This is a genomic window from Flagellimonas marinaquae, from assembly GCF_003992675.1.
Taxonomy (GTDB): Bacteria; Bacteroidota; Bacteroidia; order Flavobacteriales; family Flavobacteriaceae; genus Flagellimonas; species Flagellimonas marinaquae.
The window spans coordinates 1-16,861 of the sequence record NZ_RZMZ01000006.1 but is presented as its reverse complement, the minus strand read 5'-3'; the positions used below and the strand labels follow the sequence as shown (position 1 = coordinate 16,861).

Below are 16,861 nucleotides of genomic sequence, written 5' to 3'. Positions count from 1 at the left end.
CCCAACGAGCTGTGCGGTCTATAATTGTTATAGTCCTCTTTCCAAATATCGAACTTTTCCTGGGCATCCTCCAAGGAGAAGAACCAATTGGCGTTCAGGCACTCATACCTAAATGAGCCATTAAAACTTTCGATAAAAGGATTGTCCGTTGGTTTTCCTGGCCTTGAGAAGTCAAGTTCGACATTGTTCCCATAGGCCCATTTGTCCAATACCTTACTGATGAACTCACTTCCATTATCCACTTTGACACGCTTTGGCAGCACTTCGTTCCCAAAAGTAATGGCTTCCATTACCTGTACGACATCACTTCCTTTAAGAGACTTTCCCGCATGGATGGCCAAACACTTGCGGCTATAGTTATCCACTACAGTCAATGCCCTGAAACGGCTCCCGTTGTACAACTGGTCCGAGACAAAATCCATGCTCCAACATTCGTTCAAACTAGAGGCGTTCCCCTCTGCGGGTTGTCTGTGTGCGGCGGAACGGTTCCGTTTGGGCCGCTTGCTCCTCAGGTTCAGACCTTCCTCGCAATAGACCCGGTACATGCGTTTGTGGTTGTCCATGAAACCCTCCCGTCTCAAAAGGATATGGATACGCCAGAACCCGTAACGTACCCTGACGGCGGCAATCTCGTTCATCCGCATGCGCAACAGTTCATCGCTACGGCCCTTGGCCCTGTAATAGAAAACGCTCTTGTGCAGCAATATGAGCTTGCAGCAACGCTGGACGGAAATATTGTACTCCATCCTTATATTTTCGACCATCCCGCGCTTTCGGGACGGTCTCAGAACTTTTTTTTCAGCACGTCCTGCAGGATCTGTTTGTCCAAGCTCAGGTCGGCGACCAGTTTCTTCAACTGTGCGTTCTCCTCCTCCAGGTTCTTCAGCCTCCGTAGTTCGGAGACACCAAGCCCGCCATATTTCTTCTTCCAATTGTAGAACGTGGCCTCGCTGATGCCCATCTTGCGGCATACCTCCTGGATACGGGTCCCCGTCTCCGCCTGTTTGATCGCAAATACGATCTGCGACTCAGAATACTTTGATCGTTTCATAAGCAAATACTTGTTTAAAGTTAAACATTTATCCGCCCGGAATTCTCTAATTCTAAACTGTCCGGTTTAACGGGAGGAGGTCAGCCATTGCCAAGTACACAATAAGAAAGTTCGGTGAGGGGCAATCTTTAAAATATGCCCAAGGACTCAAAACTATTTTAGTTGATTTGGGCGACAACCCTGAACTCGGAAAGAGATATGTGGCAGTAAAGGACAAAATGTTGCTACGCTATAGGTACAAAGCACATGTTATATTCTATTTTGTGGAAAATGAGAAAATATTCATTGTAAGAATTTTGGGCGGTCGCATGGATTTTCCAAAACACCTTAAGTGAAGTTTAAATAAACGATTCCTAAAACATTCCTGATATAATTCTCTTCGCTAAATTTTCAATAAATATGCGTCAATAATGTGTTAGAATACGTATATTGTGTGCAAATACGTTTATTATGGCAACAATCAGAAAATCATTAACCATAACTGCTGCCCAGGAAGAGTGGATAAAATTGCAAATCCAGAATGGCGGCTTCGCAAACGATAGTGAGTACATGCGACATCTAATACGATTGGATGAGGAGCGCAATAGGGAGTTTCTAATCACTAAGGCGGCCATACAGGATGGTTATGATAGTGGCGTAAATTCTAAAACCAGGTCTGTTGATGAAATTATTGAAGCTGCAATAGTTCGTAAAAGGAACAGAAATGCCTAGATATTATTTATCGTCCAAAGCGGATGACGATATCGATGATATAGTGGATTATACCTTGGAAACTTGGGGTGAATCACAGACGCATATCTATGTTACCGAATTATACAAATTTTTACAAACTCTGGCAGATAATCCCGATCTTGGCCGAAGTGCTTCAGAATTTGCGGCTCTACTCAGAAGATATAGCTATAAGGCACATACAATTTTTTACGAACCAACTGAAAAGGGCATATTCGTCGTTCGCATTTTAGGACAAGTAAGAGATTTCAAAAGACATCTTTGATAGATATTTATCTGAATAAATAGTACAAATAAACATTGAAGATTCCCCGATAATTAAGACAGGTTTTCCACAAAACTGAGCTATCACTCGGGTTGTGCCATCCAAAATGCTTTTCAGTGTATGTATTCACCAAAATGGTAAAAAGGATACTTAAAGAGAAAATTACCAAGAAATTGGATACAGGCAAGGCCGTTATTTTGATAGGCCCCAGACAAGTCGGCAAAACAACACTTATCAATTCAATACTTGAGAATAGGAAGCATTTGTTTCTCAATGGTGATGATTCCACGGTTAGGACTTTACTGACCAATGCCAATACCGAAGAATTAAAGCAAATTATAGGAAATAACACCACAGTATTTATTGATGAAGCACAAAGAATCGAAAATATCGGTATTACCCTAAAATTAATAACGGATCAGTTTAAAAATGTGCAATTATTGGTGAGCAGGTCTTCTGCCTTTGAATTAAATAACCAGACAAGCGAACCGTTGACCGGAAGGAAATGGGAATACCATCTCTATCCAATTTCATGGGCCGAATTTGAAAACAGCATGGGATATTTAAAATCCGAACAACAATTTCACCTACGTATACTATATGGCATGTACCCTGATGTAATCAACAATTTAGGGGATGAAATTGAAGTATTGAAAGAACTTACCAATAGTTATCTATACAAGGATATTTTGGCCTTCAGTGGCATTAGAAAGCCGCAGGTATTGGAAAAACTATTGAGGGCTCTTGCATTACAAATAGGAAACGAGGTCAGTTTTAATGAATTGTCCCAACTGATCGGTGTGGATAAAAATACAGTAAGTAATTACATTGAAATATTGGAAAAAGGTTATGTTATCTTCCGCTTGACAAGTTTTAATAGGAACCTAAGGAATGAAATCAAAACGAACCAAAAAATATATTTCTACGACACTGGGGTTCGCAATGCATTAATCGGAAATTTTAATACATTGGAGAGCAGAACTGATGTGGGTAATCTTTGGGAAAACTTTTTGATCAGTGAACGATTAAAAAAATTAAGCTACCAAAATTCATTGGCCAATGCTTACTTCTGGAGAACGAAGAACCAACAAGAAATAGACTATGTAGAGGAAGCTTCAGGTAAAATAACCGGTTATGAATTCAAATGGAATCCTAAAGCTAAGGTCAGAATCCCAAAACCATTTGTTGACATCTATGATTCCAATGTTAAAATCGTAAATAGAAGTAATTTTCGAGAGTTTTTGATGTAATTACATTAAATATTCCCAACTTATATTCGTCGGGTCTGTAAATTAAACTCTGTCCGATTCACCAATCCCTCTGGGGCTAGCCCCAGAGGGATTGGGATTTAATTCCAAAGGAATCTCTCCCCAAATTTAATATAAAGTTGCTGGACCACCAGGCTCCAATTTTGGAGGGGCGATGTCCATTTCTTCTCGATGTTCCAGGTGGCCAGGTAGACCAGTTTGAGCAGGGCCATATCGTTTGTAAAAGCACCTTTGGTCTTGGTGACCTTGCGTACCTGGCGGTGGAAGCCCTCCACTGCATTGGTGGTATAGATCAGCTTGCGGATGGGTGGGGTGTATTGGAAGTACTGGGAGAGCGCTTCCCAGTTGTTCTGCCAGGATTCAATGACCACGGGATATTTACCGCCCCATTTTTCGCCCAGGGCCAAGAGTCCGTCCTCGGCCACCTCCTTACTGGTGGCACGGTATACCTCTTTGAGGTCCCGCATGAACTCCTTTTGGTCCTTTGATGCAATATACCTCAGGGAATTGCGTATCTGGTGGACAATGCACTTCTGCACCTGGGTCTTTGGGAATATGCTAAGGATGGCCTCTGTAAACCCCTTCAGGTTATCTGTACAGGCAATAAGGATATCCTGCAGTCCACGGTTGTTCAGGTCGGTCAGTACCTGGAGCCAGAAGTTGGCACCCTCGTTCTCGGAGATGTACATGCCCAGAACTTCCTTATAGCCCTCCTTGTTGATGCCAAGGATGTTATAAAGGGCCTTGTGCTCGATCTTCCCATCGACTTTTACCTTGTAGTGCATGGCATCCAGCCACACGATGCAATAGAGGGGCTCCAAGGGACGGTTCTACCACGCCTTTACATCAGGGACGATCCGATCGGTAATCTGGCTCAAAACAGTATGGGAAATCTCCGTATCGTACATCTCCTTGATATGGGACGAGATGTCCCGGTAGCTCATCCCAAGGCCGTAGAGGCCGATGATCTTCTCCGAAAGATTGTCCGCCAGGATGGTCTGGCGTTTCTTACACTTCCTCCTGAGCTTTAGGTAAGGCTACATTTTTAGGGAAGGCTACAATCTGGGCAAGGTTTATCTGGTACTTCTGGGCAAGCTCGGCAAGGCTTTGACGCTCCTTTAAGGCTTCCAATACCACTTTGGTCTTGAACTTCGGGGAAAACTTTCTTCGTGTCATATTCAGTAAATTTAATGATTAAACTTACTTCCCTAATTTTTGGGGTATCTACAGATAGAGCCTAAAATATCGGACTACATCTTCTGAGCCCACAAGAAAAAAGCCTCGTAAAAGGGCTTATAACAATCCGTTTTGTTCCTGATCAGGGGCTTGTGCAACGGTTACCATTGTTAGCCACTGGCATATTATTCACTGGCTAAATATTCTTTTGCAGTTAACACAGGTAATTTAGAGTTTTTAAAATCTTTTTTATTTCTTGTAAGAATTAGATCTACTTCATTTTCTATAGCAGAATAATATTGAAGTCCATCTTCGAAGTCAGAAAATTTCTCATCGCTTAATGCGAGCTCAATTATTTTATCATCTAAATTAAGCACCTCTACTAACACTTTAAATTTTCTCAAAATCTCCCTGGCTTCTTTTGCTGATTTTTGTCTTGATAAGACATAGTTAGTATTTGCAAAAGTCAGAGAAGATATATGTAATTTAATTTCATTTTTATCCGAAAGAGAAAATAACTCAGCAGCTTCATTGTAAAATTCTTCTCTCTGTGCTAAAAGGTCAATAATAATATTTGTGTCAATTAAAATTCTATTCATTTATACTTCTCCATTAAATATTCTGAATATGCTTCTTTTTCATTGAATTCTTTTGGGATATCTATTACTCCGCTAAGACTTTTCACTAAAGGTGTAATTTCTGATTTCTTCTTTCCCTTTTTTGTCAGAGTTGCGAGATAAGATTCAATGAGTTTAGATAAGCTAATGTTATTAGATTTAGCGTAGACTTTTGCATTTTCAATAATGCCTTGATTCAAGCTTAAGGTTAATTTTTTGTCCATCTAGATAAATTTACGTGTAAAAATAATATATTATTACGTAATAGGCAAATTTATTCGATTCTGCTTGTGGCTAACGGTTTGGCTAAACTGGATGAGCCGGAAGGTTGAGACCACCAAAAACGGAAAATGTTAGCCATCCAATATTTGGTATTAGTGACCTGATTTTTCAGATTTTTGTGTCGTTTTGAAGGGTGCTTAATTTTATCCGGCCAGGGTGGTGGTATACTATGCCCGGCGTTTCCAGTCTGTTCAAGGGAACCGCTAAGGTGCAACTTGATATATTGTAGCAAAAGTGTGGTCTTTCCAATACCTCTTGCCCCTTTTATACCAATCAGCCTCGCTTCCCAATGGATTTCATCCATTATCGATCTGACAAAATCGGTCGAAGTATGCTTTAACCTTTGCTGAAATTGCTCAAATAAAAAATCCATTTTGCTTACTTTGCTAAACAAATTTAGCTAACTATTGTATACTACAGTAAACAGAAAATGGATAATTTGGTTGGTAATGCGAAACCGCAACTAGTTTCTCCATATGACTTTCTTATTTCCAAAGCAAATACTCATTCATCGGAGTTATAAATTCAAAATCAGCATTGTTGGCTTGGTTCAACAAATAAGTCTTAAATAATTGTTTTTCAATGCGTTAATACCTTATTGATGAAAAGTGACCTATTCGGTGAGCATAAAATGTTGATGAGCCTGAAACCCTTTATTTATTGGGCTTTTCAGAGGTAGGTTCTAGTGCCTCCAGGCTCCACTAAAACACCATCAAAACAAAACAACAAACCTGTAAATTATTGATTTACAGGTTTTTTTTAATTATTAAAGTCCGGTACTTCTTCTACCCTTACATACGGATGTTGGGCCACTTTCTTCAGTTGGTAGTAGCTGTTGAGTCCCGAAATCCCAGTGCTCTGTAATTGTTCTAAATCAATATCACCTGTTTCCATAGCCGCATCTGGCAGCACAAGATGGGCAATTTCCCCGATGACCAAAGTGGTCCCGTTCAGCGGTATGGGAATCATTTCTTTTAAGCGCATTCCCATTTTTACGGCACTTTCCTTTACAAAGGGTGCTTCGAAATCTTGGATAAATTCTTCCGTGAATCCACATCGCTCAAACTCGGAGACAGCGCGATCAAATTTGGCCGAAGTATAGTGGGCCCGTTCGATGAAGTCGGGGTGGATATGGTTAATGGTGTAAGCGCCATTTTCTTCAATATTGCGAAGCGTATGCCCAGAATCTTCGGTCTTTGGCCTGGCAACAAAACCCAAGAGTGGCGGCTGGCTTCCCAAATGTATCACTGAACTAAATACGGCCAAATTGGTCGTTTGTGCAGTATCGATGGTTCCTATGAGATTGGCAGGTTTGATTCCTGTGATGGAATTAATGATTTTGAGACGTTCCACCCGGTCCATCTCCATGATATCTTTATTTGAGTAGTGCATCCTTTTTATTTTACGATTTTAAATTGGCTATGATCATGGCTTGCTAACCGCCTGGCCTTACATATCAACTTTAAAATGATTCATTGATGAGAAATCACACCAAAGAATCAACACCATAATACATCAAGGTAAAGATACTTTAGAATTTTGGACCACTAAACCAAGTTATTCCTAAATTAGAATTTAAGTTTCCCGTCCTTGTCCCACAATCCCCAATACGCACCCACATCGCCTTCGTCACCAATTTTCCAGGCTTCATCGAAGGATGAAAAATAGAAGACTTCGATATTGTTTTTTTGTGACCAAACTTGGGTATCGATAAAGTACTTCATGGCATTTGCCGCAGAGGGCTGTGCTCCCTTGAGTCCTTCGCCTTGGCTAGGCCACCCTGTTTCGGTAATGATCACTTTTTTTCCCTGACCTGCATCTGTAGCCTGACCATACATTTGTTGCATATGATTTAAGGAATATTCGATAGGGCATCCTTCCCAATAGGGGTAACAATTGGACAAAATGACATCGCAGGCATTCGTAATGTTCGGCCTATGGGAAAACTCATAGTAGGCATCCACGTACCCCACGGTGACATCGGGAAGTGCATCTTTTACCTTGTGAATGTACTCCAACAACTGTTCCTCCGTCAAATCACCACGGTACATCACTTCGTTGCCCACTGCGGCAATGTCTACGTAGCCTTCTTTGGCCAATTGTATAAGACCATCTATCTCTTTAGCATTCAATTCCAGATCTGAGCCCAACCATGCCCCTACCAAAGTTTTCATACCAAGTTCCTTGGCCACTACGGGAACATGCTCATTTCCTTCAATACAAGAAAATGAGCGCACCCATTGGGTGTATGGCTTTATGATTTGCATCCTGCGTTTTACCTGCTCCTTGGAAATAATATCCCCGGGACTTTGTCCATCTTCATAAATACTGAAGCAAAGCCCGTGCATTCCGTTCTTCACGGTTTCCAACCAAAGTTCCCTAAGATCACTATCGGATATTTTGTCCAAATCCAGTCCCAAACCATCGGTATATCCGGCTTTGGACAATGAGAATTGATGCTCCTTTATGTACGACATATGTTTTGTTTTTGGTTAGAGTTCGCCTCTTCGGGCTACGAGTTGTTCCTTGATTTCCTTGGCTCTTTGTTCGGACAAACTATATTTCCACATCACCCAAATAGCAAGAGCAGCGGTGGATGATGGTATAATGATGTCCGCAATCCTCAATCGGTTCATGGTGTCCAAGGTCTGTTCCGTGACATTCGGGTCGAAGCCCACAATCTTTAAGATGACACCGCCCAAAACCAAGGCTATGGCCTGTCCCAATTTTACCATCCACCAATAAATGGCACCAAAGGTGCCTTCCTTACGTGGCATACCATTTTCCAGTTCGTCCAAGTCGCACACGTCGGCCGTCATGGACATCATCAAGGTAAACAGCCCTCCCATTCCAAAGGCAAATAAGGGTATCGGCACAAAAATGAGCCATGGGATATCGTTATTGGGGTCTATAGCGAACCAAGACATTCCCACATCGTTCAAAATGGGGTTCAAGTATTCAAAAAGTGATCCCACACCAGCATTCAGGCTCTTTCCAAAACCTGTTTCACTAAATTGTTTGTTCAACTCCTTGTCAAATCCCCACCATTTTAAAAGATAACCCACAACAGACAATGCCGTAGAGATAATAAAAGCTCTCTTTTTGCCCCATTTGTTAGACATTTTAGTGATGATCGGTATCACCAAAAATGCCGTAATCATAGCATTAATGGTATTGAACCAAGCGGGCCAAGTACCGGCCATTTCATAGCTTCCGCTATACATGTAAAACACAATGATAAAAACCCCAAATGCAGCTACCAATTGAAATCCGTTGAAAACCAAAAACGTAGCACCGCACAATTTCATAAAAGGTTTGTTTTTGGAAACCTGAACGATTCCTTGAAACAACTCTTTCATATTGGACAACAGTGTTTTAAATGTGATTTTCTTTCTGTTTTCCATGTGTGCGGCATCGATACCTTTGCAAAACAAGGCGGGTAGGATACCAAAAATCACACACATGGCCCCTACGATGAGCGCCATGGTCCTCACCCCCTCTGTTTGTGTATTGAACGTATTGGAGTCGGGTATGATGACATAAAGCCACGGAACGATCATCCAAGCAATCTGCCCCATGCTGTTGGCAAAACTCATGAGCCTGGTCCGTTCGTTATAATCTGAGGTCATCTCATAGCCCAGCCCCACCAAGGGTGTGGCAAACATGGTGTTTCCGACCAAGAATAAAATCTGAATAACCATGACATGCCAAATAATGTAGGTTTGGGAGGCATTGTCATCCAACTGCCACATTAAAAAGAAAAGCACACCACTTATGATGGCTCCCAGAAAAATATAAGGTCGTCGTCTTCCATACTTGGATTTTGTATTGTCCGAAATGAATCCCATGATCGGGTCGGTAATCGCATCAAAAATTCGCGGGAGACCCCCTAAAAGACCAGCCCACAAAGGGTCTACTCCCCAAGCGGTCAACAGGAAGAATTGTATGAATACGCCCAGCGTTCCCGGTAGGATATTGAGTATGAAATGGCCTGCCCCGAAAGCAGCCTTTTGCCCTACTGGTACTTTGTCCTTTGAAAGTTTTTTTACAATTTCCATGGTTGTTTGGTTTAGTTGGAGTTAGTGCTTGTTTGTGGTGTTTGATTGACAATCAGCGTTTGCAAAGCTTTGGGGGCAATGCGAACATTTTTTGATAATTCATTAAGGGATAATGAGAACTGCTTCTCCTCCGAAGTTTGATTGAGGACCACCACTGCGATGGACCCATCGGGGTTTTGTGCTGCCGTTACCTGTAAGGAATCATCAGAATTCTCAAACCCGATACGGAAGGCTCCGGGACGGATGTATCTACTAAAATGCTGTAGGGTATGGAACAAAGGCGTAAAGTAAACCTCGTCTTGGTCGGTGTCGACAATAACAGGGGCCACACACCAATTTTCGAACCAATTTGGACCACCTCGCCTATCGAGTACCATATTCCAATCTACCCAACCGTCTACCCAATTGTTCAGGCAGCCTATTATATCCCGGGCATACCGATATACCGGAACATATTTGGGGTGTAAATGCTTTTCACTTTCTGGAGCCCAATCCCAGCCCCAATCCGTTGCCTCTTTGCTCCAATACCAGGCATCGTCTTTCCATTTGGGAACTTCGGCATCCACGCAGGCTTCCGTTTGGATCAAATGCTTATCAGGTGCCTTTTGATGCGCATATTGCAAAGCATCGGGAAACACTTCGTAGGTGCTGGCATACCAGTGTATGGCGGTTCCATCAAAATATTTGGACGTGGATTCGTCACGATACATACTGTCCACCCAGGTATCCAAATGCTCCCTGTTTTGATCGTACCCTAATATTTTGACCTGGTGTCCATCCTTTTCCAATTGTGGTCCCAGATAATCCCTTACAAATGCGGTCATTTCATCTGGGGTAAAATGCATACTTTCCCAGTTGTTATCATTGCCCAAGGGCTCGTTCTCCACGGTAATACCCCAAATTGGGATACCTTCCATAGCATACGCCTCGATATATTTTGAAAAATAAAGCGACCATGTACCTCTGTATTCGGGCAGCAACTTTCCACCTCGCCAATCGTTATTGTCCTTCATCCAAGGCGGTGCGGTCCACGGGGAGGCGATAATCTTAAATCCATCTTTGGAGATGGACATGGCTTCCTTGATCATGGGTATTAGATCATCCCTATCCTCATCGATGGAAAAATGCTCCAAGTCCACATCATCCGCCACATTGGCGTAGGCATAATTGCCAAGGGAAAAATCGCAGGAATTGATGTGGGTTCGGGTCAATGAATATCTTGCTCCATTTTCACCAAAATAAGCTTCCAAGATTTTCTTTCTATTGTCTGCTCCCATACGGTTCAATAAATAGGCCGAAGCTTCCGTGAAAGAACCTCCAAAACCGGTTATGGTCTGATACTTTTCATTGGGAAGAATACGAATCTGTGCAGTGGGTTCAACTACATCATCCATGGAAACTAGAGCTAGTTTATTTCCGTTTGCGGAGGTTTCGATGACCTGAACCTGCAAGGGTTTCTCTTTATCCCCACAGCTTATAACAAGTGCTATCATAATCGCCCATATGTAGTGTTTTCCCAATTCCATAATTTGATTTTAATGTGACTCCATCTCTGCTTTGGTGGGTGGTACAGAAACCGTTTCCATTAAAGCTTCCAAACTACCATCATAAGTTTTGACAATCGGGTTTCCATTTCGGGTGAGTCCTTTAAAAACCCCTTGATCTACCATATCCCAAAGGGGATACTTTGCTTTTCCGTCAACCGTAAACAATCCAAAATGATTCTCTGAGCCGTTCGGGTTTCCCGCATCTTTCCATGGCTCATTGAAGGCTTCAAAATAAAAACAGGAAATGTTCGCCTCTGCCGTCCAGTCGCGTATTAGCTTGTGGTACATGGCCTGTTTGTATTCATCGGTGGCCCTGGAACCCTTAGGGCCATAAAAACCATTGGAAACCGAGGCCCAACCTGTTTCGCCAATATGTATGGGCTTGTTCACCCCCAAGCTCTTCATGTAGCTGGAAACGCTGTCATACTGTTTTTGGGCAAATTCGAGGGCGCGTTGCATCGCTGCATCCACTTGTTCCTTTTCGGAAAGTGTGGAAGGCTGCCCATCCTGTAACCAAAATTCAGGATTATAATGCGTATTGTGATATGGGTAGGTATGCATGGAAATGTAATCCACCGCCTTCACCAAGGCTTCTAAGTCAGGGGTATGGTATGCAGCGTCCCCACCGCCCCATGATGCAAAATCGTCGGAACTGGTAATCCATAAATCCTTGGAAAGTTCACCCTTGGCTTTAAGTTCTTGCAAGTGGTTGACCCATTTTAAAATCACATTGGGCTGTACGTAATAACTTGTCGCCCATTTTACCATAGCCTCATTGCCCACTGCCAATACTTTTACGATATCCGGATATTGATTGGCCAGATCTACCGCTCGTTGAATCTCGGCGGCGTTGGCCTCACTTTCCACATTGTGGTCTGGCTCTTGACCGGTCCAAGCATTTTTACAATCGATCCAAGCACCCAACATCACGTACATTTCAAATTTAGGGTACTCTTGTTTGAGTTCTCGGATTGCCTTAAGCACATTGGAGGCATGGGGCAATTGCACATTATAGGTACGGATGATTCCGATGCCCATGGCAGCTAATATTTTCATATCATCCTTTAGCTCTGCCAAGGTAGGCTGAGCTTCCCTGGTAGTCTTTCGATAACCACCGTACGAAATAGCGATGTAATCCGGGTTTCCCAAAATATCGGCTGCGGTCAGGTTTGTTTCTTGGTTCACTGTATTGTCTTTATCTGCTGTTTTGGTTTGGTCTTTACATGCGAAGCACAATAAAACCATCAATATGAAACTGCCTGTTTTTAATTGTCTTCCCATGAATTCACATTTTTATGGTTGATGGATGATGTAGCTATTTTAATCGATTTTCGTTTATTCCAACCTTGATCAGTTTGATGCTTCCTGTTCTGCCGAATAGTTGCAAACTATGCTCGGCATCCAAAGTCAAACCATCAAAATCCTTTTGTGAACCATCCTTGAACATCAATTGAACTTGCTCGTTTTCCGAAATGACATACTGCACCGGAACTTGGCAGTATGTAAAACACAAAGAGCCTTTTTCAAGTTGGATGTGCGCTGTACTCCCATCCAAATCCACATAATCAAAATCTGCAGGCTGTTCCAGAAATTCCGTCTTTCGCAGCATGCAAGGGTCAAAAAATAATTGTCCTTTGGAGACAAAAACACCCAATTCCCCAAAACGACTTAGAATATCCTCTTTCACCTGACCTGTCATTCCAGGCTGTTGTGCCCCCTTACCTGCCGGGGTATGGGAATAGGGATCGGTAGGGAAAGCTCCATATAGTTTTGGTGGCTTATGGACGCCTATTCCCTCCATGATTTCGTAAAAGTGCTCCAATAACTTGCCAATAGTGACCTCATCATCATTGTTTCTGATGGCCTGCAAACAGGTTTCTTCAACGCTCAATAGTAATTTGGAAACCATATGCCAGTAAATGGAGCCAAGACCCTCATAACCATAAAATGTTCCCGATCTTCCCGTAAAGGATTTATGGTCAAACAACTCCTCGAATAGATCTAATACGTTTTGATGGTCCTTTTTGATCAAGTCTCCATACGCTTCTTCAGGCAATGCTGCCAAGGCCGCTTTAAGGCTTTCAGCATTGTTGAAACTTCCATTAAAATGATAGGTTCCCGCTACACTTTTGCCGATGACAGCGGTGTTTTCATCCTGTACCAGTTTTTGCAAGAGTTCTGATTGCTTGACTTTTTCTGGTGGAATGGTGTTTTTTTCACAGAATCGAGGAAGTTCTTTATTTGGATAGAGCAGATAACTGTATTGGTCTTCCCGAAATAGTGCGCTGCTTTTTAAGGCGTCCAGCACTTGCAGTGATGCTTTTCCATCGAGATAGCCTGAGCTCAACACGGCCACCTGTCCTTCCAACATTTCCGATAGGTACGAAATGGAAACCGCTTGGTCATTTTTGATACTTATCAAATTATAGGCGTGGTACAACTTATCCTCTCGCTGATTGGCCCGGATACTATGCTCCAAATATTCTAGGGATACGGTTATAAAGGTCTTGAGTTGGGCCGTATCTATGTTCTGTGTCTTCTGTTGAAATCCGTTTTCGTAAATAGCGTCCCGAAATCTGCTCCCCGCCATGCCCAAAGCATCCATCACCAATCTTCTATCGGAATCGCTTATGGTTCCATTCAGTTTGTTGCGATCTTGCAAAAGGGTCTGGGTTATGGATTCAAAGAAAATCGCCAGTTCTTCAGACACACTGAATTCCATTTCGTTGAGATTGTCAACCATTTCTTGGAAAAACTTCAAGAACCGTCTCAAATAATATAGCGTGACCATAGATACGCCATTGCCCACCAAGGCATTATTGGCATCGTTCCACTCGGGTCGCTGGGTGTTCATCCAAATACCCGCTTCTGGAATAAAGTTTGACATTTTGGAAAGTACCGTCGCCAATATCTTTTCCAGTAGATTAACATGATAAATGGTTCCCTCCTTATCCATTAGTAAGGCTGCATCGGCACCAATCTTCCCTCTCTCCTTATTGATATGCCTGTCCAAATCCTCATCAAAAACGATGGTATCCTTCGGATTCTTCAAAATCTCTTCGTACGATTTGATTTTGTAGGGCACATTGGCGTACACAAAGATTTTTTCAGAGAAGGATTTTCCCAAACTTTGGGGATAATGGCTTTCCATCAACTCCAATAATTTGAGCAAATAGATGATTTGATGGTCGCCCCAATATCCGATATAGGACCAAGGGTCGTCCGGTTCAATGATCTCCCAATCAAAACCGTCCTTGGTCACGCGATAGGGGTTATAGCCATCAAAGGTGGAGGCATTCAGGAATTTGTAGATCATACTTTCCAAAAAACCGGGGTATGAAAGGGCCAAGGCCTCCCAGTTCTGGAAAATATCCCTCCAATTGCCCTCATAATCCAGTAGTTTTTTACCATCATCCCCTCGAGTATTGATGGAAAACTTGTTCCATGGCCTACTAGGATCTCCATGTCTTCTACTAAACTTAAGCGGCAAGTATTCCATGGCCAATCTCTTGAAGTCGGGATTATCATCATGGCTGACCTTTTCTCTCAAAAAATCCAATGAAAATTCACCGGGAAAACCTTCTAGCCATTCCTTTTTAAGGATAAAAAGCGGCTTATTTGCTTTACCGATGTAGGCGATAAAGTCTTCTTTTTCAATTTGGTAATCCTTATCAAAAACGCCTCCCCGCATGATATTGAAAAGCGTATTGGAAAAATGCCGTGCATCCCGCATACTATCAGACGTACACTGAATGGCATCGGATGCGCCTGCCAACTGCAGCAACTGTTGTGTTCCTGCGTCAACATCGGATTCTATTTTGTTAACGAGGTCACTTTCGCTTTTTAGGTTTTGTTTGATGGCACTGACATCGATTCTGGATTGGTTTACCTCAGCTACCTGCATCCATTGCTTCTCCCCTTTGGGGTTTAAATGGATTTCCGTGTTCACGAAGTAAGCCCCTTTCTCTGCTTTTACATCTATCTCCTCTTCCAAGGGCATTCCATTTCTGAACCTATCCAATTGAAGCGAAGATACCAGGTACTTTGGCTGGTCCAATCCTACGGACCACACCGTTGTGGCCTTCAATGCCTCGCTGGGTTCTGCTTTGTCAACAATGATGGCGCTCAGTGCAAATATTCCCAACCCAACGTCAGGTTCCAACTGGTTGCGCTTGTAGGCGTCGACCAAATTACTGCTTGCGTTTTGCGTTGCAGAAGGCACGCCGTAGGGGAGTATGTTTTGGATACCGTCCAACAACTCACAGGTTATTTCATGGCCCCCATGGTTAATCAAATGGGATTTCTTTACAAACCCATAGGTTTCACTAAAACTCCATTGGTATCGGAATGTAAGCCCTAAATCGTGGTTGGCCTCTTCAAAAACAATTTTGTTTCCGTAGTTGCTCTTGTATAGATTTCTTTGGATTTGGTATTGACCTGAAAAACAGCTTGTAAATGGTTCCCACAGGTATTTTTTAGTTCCTGACAGGACCCGTATGATAGTTTTACTCCCTGTAATGCCAGCAGATTCGGTGATTTTATCGTCCGTGTAATATGGGAACAGGGCGGATTCGGCATTTTTGCGTCCGGCGGTAAGTGCACCGTTACTAGAGATGAACATCCAATGATCGGAATGGCTCACGATGCTCATAAAAAAAGGCCGCATCCCGTCATAGTTGGTAATCTTATAAAATGATTCATCACCAATCTTTACAGATTTACCTTCAATCTCTTTTAGGTTTGTGTTGAGTTTTGTGCTCCCCAAAAATATGGCCTTGTCCATCATAGTATGCTGCTTCCGTTTTCTGTTTTTTTTAATCTTCCTCCACTCCCCTAGTGAAAAAGGCCGGCCTATTAGTAAACCGGCCTTTACAACCCAAAAGCGTTATTATTCCTTTTGTTATTCCTGTGTTATGTCATCAAAATAGTAGATGGACTCCGTTGCAACTGGCACTTGGTTGGACTCGTCATAATCTGGGAAGATGACGATCTTATCATAGCCATCGGTCAAATCGAGCGCGGTGGATGAAAAATCGAACGTCAACTCCACCCAAGTGTTGGCTTCCATAACCGTTTGGTCTACGTTGTATGTTACAATGGGGCCTTGGTTCCCTTCTTTTTCTAATTGAAAACGCACATTGATTTCTGCATTTGGTGACCATATTTTCATTTTAAAAGTGGTACCACCTGTCGATGAAAGGTCTTGTGGAAAGACATTAAAAGCACCTGAATACCAGGCTGACCCAACAGTTTTGTTAAACTGGTATACCGTAGCCGAAGTATTTATTCCACTTTGATCGGGGTTGGTGGCATTAGCACCATTGGCACCATTGTCAAAGGCACCTGTAAGCGTTCCTCCACCCTCAAAGTCAACAACGATACCAGATCCATCACCCGAGGTTCCTCCGCCATTTCCTGGATCGGAAGCGCTTCCGTCACCGCCCTCCACTAGCGATACATTGTCTATCACCACAACTCCTTCGGCTGCGCCCATGTCGAATAAGACCCGACTGTTGTCTCCTCCAAAATCGGTTGCTGCCAATTGCAGCTCAAAGGTTTGGATTTCCGTTGTCAAATTTATTTCCACACTGGTATTGGTAAATGGGGCCTCATTCAATCCAATCCCAGCCAATAGGGTCCGTTCCCTATCCGATGACGCATCGAATTTTAAAATGTAGTTCGTACCTTGGGTAATGGCAACAACCTGGCTCAAGTTAACATCAAAAGGATTCCCAGCAGCCCCTATATTAGCGAAGTTGAAACTGTTGCCCCCTTCTTCCTGTACGTTCGCCGCATTTCCAATCCAAGGCTCTACACCAGCCTCAAAGTCTCCATTGGTGAGCAAACCACTATCGAAACCGTTTCCGC

The 16,861-nt window shown here is 42.8% G+C and carries 16 protein-coding genes and 1 pseudogene; 4 read left to right on the top strand and 13 right to left on the bottom strand.

All coding sequences use genetic code 11. The annotated features are described in order from the left end of the window. Nucleotides 1-1,051 (bottom strand): IS3 family transposase gene (locus EO130_RS03540; protein ID WP_127140148.1). Its coding sequence is split into 2 segments (ribosomal slippage), with 1,052 coding nucleotides annotated over them: nucleotides 1-799 and nucleotides 799-1,051; the frame shifts between segments, so codons are not numbered across the junction. This gene is flagged as partial in the annotation. A gap of 86 nt (nucleotides 1,052-1,137) precedes the next feature. Here EO130_RS03540 and EO130_RS15710 point away from each other — a divergent pair. The 4 genes from EO130_RS15710 to EO130_RS03520 all read left to right on the top strand — a co-directional run bounded on the left by EO130_RS15710 (nucleotide 1,138) and on the right by EO130_RS03520 (nucleotide 3,295). Then, nucleotides 1,138-1,386 (top strand): type II toxin-antitoxin system RelE/ParE family toxin, encoded by a 249-nt coding sequence (locus tag EO130_RS15710; protein WP_127140150.1) that lies wholly within the window; start codon nucleotides 1,138-1,140, stop codon nucleotides 1,384-1,386. A 115-nt stretch (nucleotides 1,387-1,501) separates the two neighbouring features. Continuing rightward, nucleotides 1,502-1,762, top strand: coding sequence for a ribbon-helix-helix domain-containing protein (locus tag EO130_RS03530; RefSeq protein ID WP_127140147.1), 261 nt, complete (start codon nucleotides 1,502-1,504; stop codon nucleotides 1,760-1,762). Beyond that, on the top strand, nucleotides 1,755-2,045 hold the full coding sequence (locus EO130_RS03525; protein WP_127140146.1) for a type II toxin-antitoxin system RelE/ParE family toxin: 291 nt from the start codon (nucleotides 1,755-1,757) through the stop codon (nucleotides 2,043-2,045). The genes EO130_RS03530 and EO130_RS03525 overlap by 8 nt, the downstream gene beginning before the upstream one ends. A 134-nt stretch (nucleotides 2,046-2,179) precedes the next feature. Further along, nucleotides 2,180-3,295, top strand: coding sequence for an ATP-binding protein (locus tag EO130_RS03520; protein ID WP_127140149.1), 1,116 nt, complete (start codon nucleotides 2,180-2,182; stop codon nucleotides 3,293-3,295). Nucleotides 3,296-3,393: 98 nt separating this feature from the next. Here the strand turns inward: EO130_RS03520 and EO130_RS03515 are convergent. The 12 genes and pseudogenes from EO130_RS03515 to EO130_RS03465 form a co-directional block, all read right to left on the bottom strand. Beyond that, a pseudogene (locus EO130_RS03515) lies at nucleotides 3,394-4,323 on the bottom strand (IS256 family transposase); the annotation flags it as partial. Continuing rightward, entirely contained in the window at nucleotides 4,322-4,489 is a 168-nt protein-coding gene (locus EO130_RS15385) for a hypothetical protein (protein WP_164732866.1), read from the bottom strand. The pseudogene EO130_RS03515 and the gene EO130_RS15385, both read right to left, overlap by 2 nt. A 185-nt stretch (nucleotides 4,490-4,674) precedes the next feature. Then, the gene (locus EO130_RS03510; protein WP_127140145.1) at nucleotides 4,675-5,088 is read right to left on the bottom strand and encodes a type II toxin-antitoxin system VapC family toxin; all 414 of its coding nucleotides are present in this window, start codon (nucleotides 5,086-5,088) and stop codon (nucleotides 4,675-4,677) included. Further along, nucleotides 5,085-5,330, bottom strand: a complete 246-nt coding sequence (locus EO130_RS03505; protein ID WP_127140144.1) for a DUF6364 family protein — start codon at nucleotides 5,328-5,330, stop codon at nucleotides 5,085-5,087. The genes EO130_RS03510 and EO130_RS03505 overlap by 4 nt, the downstream gene beginning before the upstream one ends. A 50-nt stretch (nucleotides 5,331-5,380) precedes the next feature. Further along, on the bottom strand, nucleotides 5,381-5,761 hold the full coding sequence (locus EO130_RS15525) for a hypothetical protein (RefSeq protein ID WP_206513123.1): 381 nt from the start codon (nucleotides 5,759-5,761) through the stop codon (nucleotides 5,381-5,383). Between the two features lie 386 nt (nucleotides 5,762-6,147). Beyond that, nucleotides 6,148-6,780, bottom strand: a complete 633-nt coding sequence (locus tag EO130_RS03495; RefSeq protein ID WP_127140143.1) for a flavin reductase family protein — start codon at nucleotides 6,778-6,780, stop codon at nucleotides 6,148-6,150. Nucleotides 6,781-6,956: 176 nt separating this feature from the next. Beyond that, the gene (locus EO130_RS03490; RefSeq protein WP_127140142.1) at nucleotides 6,957-7,865 is read right to left on the bottom strand and encodes a glycoside hydrolase family 17 protein; all 909 of its coding nucleotides are present in this window, start codon (nucleotides 7,863-7,865) and stop codon (nucleotides 6,957-6,959) included. Nucleotides 7,866-7,880: 15 nt separating this feature from the next. Continuing rightward, entirely contained in the window at nucleotides 7,881-9,446 is a 1,566-nt protein-coding gene (locus EO130_RS03485; RefSeq protein ID WP_127140141.1) for an MFS transporter, read from the bottom strand. A gap of 11 nt (nucleotides 9,447-9,457) precedes the next feature. After that, nucleotides 9,458-10,939, bottom strand: coding sequence for a glycoside hydrolase family 30 protein (locus EO130_RS03480; RefSeq protein WP_241244290.1), 1,482 nt, complete (start codon nucleotides 10,937-10,939; stop codon nucleotides 9,458-9,460). A gap of 42 nt (nucleotides 10,940-10,981) precedes the next feature. Continuing rightward, nucleotides 10,982-12,274, bottom strand: coding sequence for a glycosyl hydrolase family 17 protein (locus tag EO130_RS03475; protein WP_127140139.1), 1,293 nt, complete (start codon nucleotides 12,272-12,274; stop codon nucleotides 10,982-10,984). 34 nt (nucleotides 12,275-12,308) lie between these two features. Next, entirely contained in the window at nucleotides 12,309-15,779 is a 3,471-nt protein-coding gene (locus EO130_RS03470; RefSeq protein ID WP_127140138.1) for a hypothetical protein, read from the bottom strand. A 114-nt stretch (nucleotides 15,780-15,893) separates the two neighbouring features. Further along, nucleotides 15,894-16,861: carbohydrate binding domain-containing protein (locus EO130_RS03465; RefSeq protein WP_206513120.1), on the bottom strand; the 968-nt coding region annotated here is incomplete at its 5' end.